Raw genomic sequence first — 6,030 nt, 5'->3', positions numbered from 1 at the left:
CAAACTTGGGACATGGAGCGACGAGGAAGTTGAGTGCGTCAAAATCATGCCTTTTTCAGCAGCCTGCTAGGGATACTCTGAAAAAGTCCTGAATTTTGCGATAATAGGCCGTGCCCCAACAACAGGATGTCAGCATGACCCAGATGACCTTCGCCGAAGCCGAGTTTGCCAACAAGAAGCGCAAAACCCGGCGCGAAATCTTCCTGGAGCGCATGGAGGCGCTCATTCCTTGGGCTAAGCTGGAGAAGAAGCTCCGCAAGCACTATCCCCGGGGTGGAAATGGCCGCCCGCCTTACCCCTTGCCTGTCATGTTGCGGGTGCACTGCCTGCAGTTGTTCTACAACCTCAGTGACCCGGCCATGGAAGACGCACTGTATGAGTTGGAATCCATGCGTCGCTTTGCTGGCCTTCGGCTGTCGGAGCGTATCCCCGACGAAACCACCATCTTGAACTTCCGGCATTTCCTCGAGAAGCGCGGCCTGGGCCAGGTCATCTTCGATACCGTCAACCAACACTTGGCTGCGGAGGGACTCGCGCTCAAGGAAGGGACCATCGTGGATGCCACTATTATCGCTGCGCCGAGTTCGACCAAAAACAAAGACAATGCACGTGATCCCGAGATGCATCAAACCAGGAAGGGAAACCAATGGCACTTTGGGATGAAGATGCACATCGGTGTCGATGAGACCTTTGGCCTGATCCACAGTGTCGCTACCACGCCCGCCAATGTCAGTGACATTGCCGTAGCGGACCAGCTGCTGCACGGTAAGGAGAAAACTGTCTGGGGAGATGCTGGATACACAGGCATTGAGAAGCGCGAGGAACATCACGGCCGATCGGTCGACTGGGAAGTCGCCATGCGTGCCGGACGCCGCGCCCAACTCCCCGACAACAGTCTGCTGCATGAGGTTGAGAGGATGAAAGCCAGTATCCGGGCCAAAGTCGAGCATCCGTTTCTCACCATCAAGCGAATCTTTGGCTATAGCAAAGTTCGCTATCGGGGGCTGCAGAAAAATCACAACCGACTGATAGTGCTCGCGGCCTTCACCAACCTGCTGCGTGCCAGACCGTACCTGGCAACATAGGGTCAGTGCGCCCGCTGCACGGGAATTACCCGGCAGCGAGGCGAGTAGAACCTCGAAAATGGGAAATGTATGACCAGAAATCACCATTTGGAGCTCTGTGCGGCTGAAATCATCGGTTCTTCAGATGTTCCCTAGTGTCCTTTAACATAAGTTCGGACTATTAATAATGACCTCTATTGTCTATGCTCTACATGCGGTAGTCGTGGAGGGAATGAGATGGGGCGCCCGGTCAAAGTGCTGGAAAACAGCGACGAGGAGCGTATCGAATTGAAGCGCTGGTTGCGTCGACGTCAAATGCCCGCTGCTGAGCAGCAACGTGCCAGGATAATTCTTCTTAGCACCGAAGGCCTGAAAGGGCACGAGGTCGGTGAACGAGTTGGTGTAACCAGCGAGACAGTCAGCAAATGGCGTCGCCGCTTCGAGCAATACCGTATTGCGGGTTTAACCGATGCACCGCGCAGTGGCCGCCCTCGCAGTATCAACGACGATAAAGTGACTGAGGTCATTAGCAAGACGTTACATACGAAGCCTGCCAACGCCACCCACTGGTCGACGACGTTAACGGCCGACGAAGTCGGGTTAAATGCCATGGCAATCAGTCGCATCTGGCGTGCTTTTGGCTTGAAGCCGCACCGCCTGGAGACGTTTAAACTTTCAACCGATCCTCATTTCGTTGCAAAGGTTCACGATATTGTTGGTCTGTATATGAACCCACCGGATAGAGCGCTAGTGCTGTGTGTTGATGAAAAGAGTCAAATCCAGGCTTTGAACCGGACGCAGCCTGCCTTGCCTTTGTCATTTGGTTATGCCGAAACACAGACTCATGACTATGTTCGCCATGGCACCACGACGCTATTTGCTGCATTGGACGTTGCGACCGGCGAAGTCATTGGGCGCTTGCATCAGCGGCACAGGGCGAAGGAATTTTTGTCCTTCCTGAGAGCGATAGATCGGGAAGTGCCAAAAGACCTCGACATCCATTTGATCATGGATAACTNGAAAATCCCTATAAACAAGGCGTTTCTCGACGCTGGCGACATAACCGAACTGGATGCCCACGGCAACCAACTGAATTTATTCAACTTTTAACCGGACACTAGTGACGGCACCCATAAAACTGCAGAAGTGCGTGCATGGTTTGCGGCGCACCCGCGTTACCATGTGCACTTTACCCCGACGTCGGCATCATGGATAAACTTGGTGGAGAGGTTTTTTGCACTAATCTCGCAGCGGTGGATCAAACGAAATTCGCATCGCAGTACACGTGGGTTAGAAACCGCGATCCATGAGTATCTGGACATCTACAATGAAGACCCCAAACCCTTTGTGTGGAAGAAGACCGCCGACGAAATCGTTGAGTCTATTGCTCGTCTTTCGGACAAGTTAAATACTGGGCGAACTTATGTTAAAGGACACTAGTTAGTTATCGTGCTCATCAAGGAACGCATAATTAATCTATAAATCCAGCGTCAAAGACGGAGTAAGGCTGCCAGAACAACAGACAAAAACACTGGTATTATCGGCTTTCTCGTCGTCCGTTAGAATCATGTCTCGATGGTCTGCCTTGCCGGCAAGCAGCCTGACTTCACAGCTACCACATACTCCTTCCCCGCATGAATTCGGTATTTCAAACCCTTCCCGCATCAGTCTTTCAAGAGCTGTTTCGCCAGGCATAACCCGTAAGACCCGCCTTGATTTCGCGAGAATGAGGTCAAAAGCGCCGTCCCTTACGCTTTCAGCGCCGCTAAATCGTTCGATGTGGACGCGCTCCTGCTCAATATTTTCCGTAGCACTAAGGAAGGCGTCCAACATACTCGAGGGACCACAACAATAAAAATGTGCTCGGTCAGGCGCAGCGCTCACAATAGCTCTGAGATCACGGTGTCCTTGCACTTCGGAGAAGTGCAAGGACACCGTGCCCCATCTCTTTGCTGTGAGCAGCTCCTGCTGAAATACGGCTCGTTCTTGATTGCGCGCGCAGTAATGCAATTCCCAAGATCCACACTTTTCTTCAAGGTACCGAGCCATTGATAGCAGCGGTGTAATTCCGATCCCCCCGGCAATCAAGACGCTGTGCGGAGCTGACTCTTGGAGTGGAAACAAATTCTTAGGCTGCGATATTCTGAGCACATCTCCTGCGGTAACTTGTTCAGAAATCCAGCGGGAACCCCCTCTACTTTGCAATGCCTCATCAACCGCAATGACGTATCGGTCTTGTTCACCGGTGCTGTTGATCAGCGAATAACTACGAACAAGGCCGTTGTCGAGGTGAATGTCGATATGGGCACCCGGATGAAATGCCGGCATTGGATCCCCGCTCGGAAGCCGCAACACATAGGTCTGAACGGATTCGGATTCACGGGTGACTGCATCGACATAGACCAAGAATGTCGATGCAGTCACCATGCCCGCGCTATGTTCAGACAACATTCGCGTCTTGACCTTTGTCGGTTTGCGATGAGTTAAATGTCGCGCGACGCTCCGCTTCCTTTTCGTCAGTAAACGCCCGTATATCGACATTATTTTCCGGCAGGATCTCGGCCAGAGATCGGAGTGCCCGGTAGTCTATGTTTTCACTGTGCTCTGGCAATGTACGTCCCGCTTGGTAGTCAGAGATGCGGCTCAGCAACTCGCGACGCAAGCGGACGATGGCAACGTCTCCGCTACCAAGAAATTCCTTGGTTCTGTCCACGATCGGCATACTTTCTGCAAGAACGTAGTCTTCAAAGATCACCCCCTTGATTCCGGTCCAAGTCTCGCCACGGCGCATGGCCTCGCGATCCTGTGAGGCCATGAGGTCGCCGGCCTTGCCAACGCGCGACGCAGCAAAATCGTCGTCACTGGCATCGGTGCCGATCATCAGAAACTCAGGAAGCCGGTTGTTGATATCGTCGCGCTCGTCCCAAAACACGAACCATCCAAGGGTCTTCGTGTTGTTGACTGGCACAACCATGATCGCGAACGCGGCCTCGGCGCTTGTCGTACCAATAAATGCGATGCCCGGCGCAACGAACTCGGTGACACGCAAGTAAACACTACCATCGGGTTGATCTCGCTCAGAATAAGAGCGGAGACCGTATGGCTTTTTGTCAAAGCTGTAGCGAGGTACGTGGTTTCCGGAAGAGAGCTGCATACCCTCCTGTGGAACATCCTTGTCGTATGTCGTGTCCGCGTGAAGAAGCGCGATGTGCGCGGAGTCGAGCAATGTCTCGACATTCTGTGACCAATTGGAATTGTTGTATGAAGCACGGGCGCGCACGTGCTTCGGAGCAACTTGCGTGAACTGAAAGTCATTGAATTGGGGAACCTCCCCGCCACCCAAGTACACCCACACAATTCCACCGGCTTCACGAACCGGATAGCCAGTACGAGGCACCTTTGAACAAAGTGTATTGGTCTCTTCTGTCGGCATGTGAACACAGTCGCCTTTGGCATTCATCTGCCAGCCATGGAATATGCAGGTGAGTGCATTGTTCTCATTGCGCCCGAGTGCGAGCGAGACGCCGCGATGGGGGCAGGCCTCGTTGAGAAAGCCCACCGTCCCGTCAGTAGTGCGAAATGCCACGTAATGCTCACAAAGAAGTTCTACACGGGTCGGTGCGCCATCCACCTCAAGGGCTTCTGATCGCAAGGCCGGAATCCAGTGCTGCTTCCAGTAGCCACTTAGAGGTGAACCGACACTCACATCAGTAAGAAGCTTATTTTGCTCTGCAGTTAACATAGGTTGTCCTTTTTGTTTGATGGTCACAATATATCTTAATAGGTAAGATATACTAAAGTTAAGGTATATGCCAACTAATCGAAATGTCAAGGGCATCTGGATGCGTGAAATGACCTTGCCTGAAATGATAATGATTGTCATTGTCATTGATTGGGAGCGCGAGCGCCCTGACCTCAACGATTCCGGTATTCATGTGACATTCCGGCTGTATGCACTGGTCATGGAGATAGGCCACCAGTTCGCTGAGATCGCTTCTCAAGAGGGTGCACAGCTGGAGGACATGCTTCAACTCTTTGCGCTGAGACGCCGCGGCGATCCCAAGCTGTATTGCACACCACCGCTGTCATACAGAGTCCGAGAGCTACGCTTTCATCGAATCCGTAGATGTTTCTCAGATCGTCATGATGCACTCACTCAACCATATTCGCTGCACCGGCAGGTTGCATCAGTTTCTGGTGACGGGCCTTTCCGAATGCAGGGTTCATCATAAATGGTGCCAGACCACGCCACGCCGGCGAACATTCGGTCATCCCCGGTGCGGGGCTGAAGCCAAACATGGTTTTCGGTCCGGCAAGTGGGTCCGTGTAGGCATCGCTGGAATTCAGTCCCACAAAACGCCCCGGTAATCCCCCCAGACTCATCAATGACTACGGCATACTCAGGCACGCCAAAGCGCTTAATGAAGTGCTCTTTCACTACCAGCGCGGTTTCGCCACCACATGAAAGTTATAGTGTGTGTAATTGAGAATGCCCATGGAGTAGACAACCGCGAAGAGTTTTTAAGCAACTCCGGCTACAGAGCTCGGCACCAGAACTGTCGATTCGACTCAAAACGGGAAAAAGTGTTTCCCAAGTCGCGTGCTCAGCCGACGATGAAAAGAAATCGGCCTGTCGTTGCTGAACCGACGGCTGAAAGCTAGCCAGCATCACACCTGCTTTCTGATAATCGAAACCGTGTCGCCAAATCGTATCCAGGACACGATTCGCCGTCGTCATCAACACTAGTGTCCTTTAACAAAAGTTCGCCCAGTATTTAACTTGTCCGAAAGACGAGCAATAGACTCAACGATTTCGTCGGCGGTCTTCTTCCACACAAAGGGTTTGGGATCTTCATTGTAGATGTCCAGATACTCATGGATCGCGGTTTCTAACTCACGTGTACTGCGATGCGAATTTCGTTTGATCCACCGCTGCGAGATTAGTGCAAAAAACCTCTCCACCAAG

The 6,030-nt window shown here is 52.4% G+C and carries 5 protein-coding genes and 2 pseudogenes; 4 read left to right on the top strand and 3 right to left on the bottom strand.

Annotated features, from left to right (window positions below):
• The first annotated feature begins 134 nt into the window (after nt 1-134).
• The 3 genes and pseudogenes from Q6D67_RS21340 to Q6D67_RS22025 all read left to right on the top strand — a co-directional run.
• Nucleotides 135-1,085, top strand: coding sequence for an IS5 family transposase (locus tag Q6D67_RS21340; RefSeq protein WP_304707842.1), 951 nt, complete (start codon nt 135-137; stop codon nt 1,083-1,085).
• A gap of 216 nt (nt 1,086-1,301) precedes the next feature.
• The gene (locus Q6D67_RS21335; protein WP_370552021.1) at nt 1,302-2,174 is read left to right on the top strand and encodes an IS630 family transposase; all 873 of its coding nucleotides are present in this window, start codon (nt 1,302-1,304) and stop codon (nt 2,172-2,174) included.
• A gap of 15 nt (nt 2,175-2,189) precedes the next feature.
• A pseudogene (locus tag Q6D67_RS22025) lies at nt 2,190-2,307 on the top strand (IS630 family transposase); the annotation flags it as partial.
• A 233-nt stretch (nt 2,308-2,540) separates the two neighbouring features.
• On the opposite strand, the gene Q6D67_RS21330 reads toward Q6D67_RS22025, so the two are convergent.
• Entirely contained in the window at nt 2,541-3,515 is a 975-nt protein-coding gene (locus Q6D67_RS21330; RefSeq protein ID WP_304707840.1) for a PDR/VanB family oxidoreductase, read from the bottom strand.
• Complete coding sequence (locus Q6D67_RS21325) at nt 3,505-4,806, bottom strand: Rieske 2Fe-2S domain-containing protein (protein WP_304707839.1); 1,302 nt, start codon at nt 4,804-4,806, stop codon at nt 3,505-3,507. The genes Q6D67_RS21330 and Q6D67_RS21325 overlap by 11 nt, the downstream gene beginning before the upstream one ends.
• Nucleotides 4,807-4,915: 109 nt before the next feature.
• Between Q6D67_RS21325 and Q6D67_RS21320 the strand changes: the two genes are divergently transcribed.
• A complete protein-coding gene (locus tag Q6D67_RS21320) occupies nt 4,916-5,296 on the top strand; it encodes a hypothetical protein (protein WP_304707837.1) in 381 nt (126 codons plus the stop codon).
• 511 nt (nt 5,297-5,807) lie between these two features.
• On the opposite strand, the pseudogene Q6D67_RS21315 reads toward Q6D67_RS21320, so the two are convergent.
• Nucleotides 5,808-6,030: pseudogene (locus tag Q6D67_RS21315) on the bottom strand (hypothetical protein); the annotation flags it as partial.

The sequence above is a fragment of the Haliea sp. E1-2-M8 genome, assembly GCF_030649675.1.
Taxonomy (GTDB): domain Bacteria; phylum Pseudomonadota; class Gammaproteobacteria; order Pseudomonadales; family Halieaceae; genus Haliea.
The sequence above is the reverse complement of the archived record's forward strand: the minus strand, read 5'-3'. Positions and strand labels throughout refer to the sequence as shown.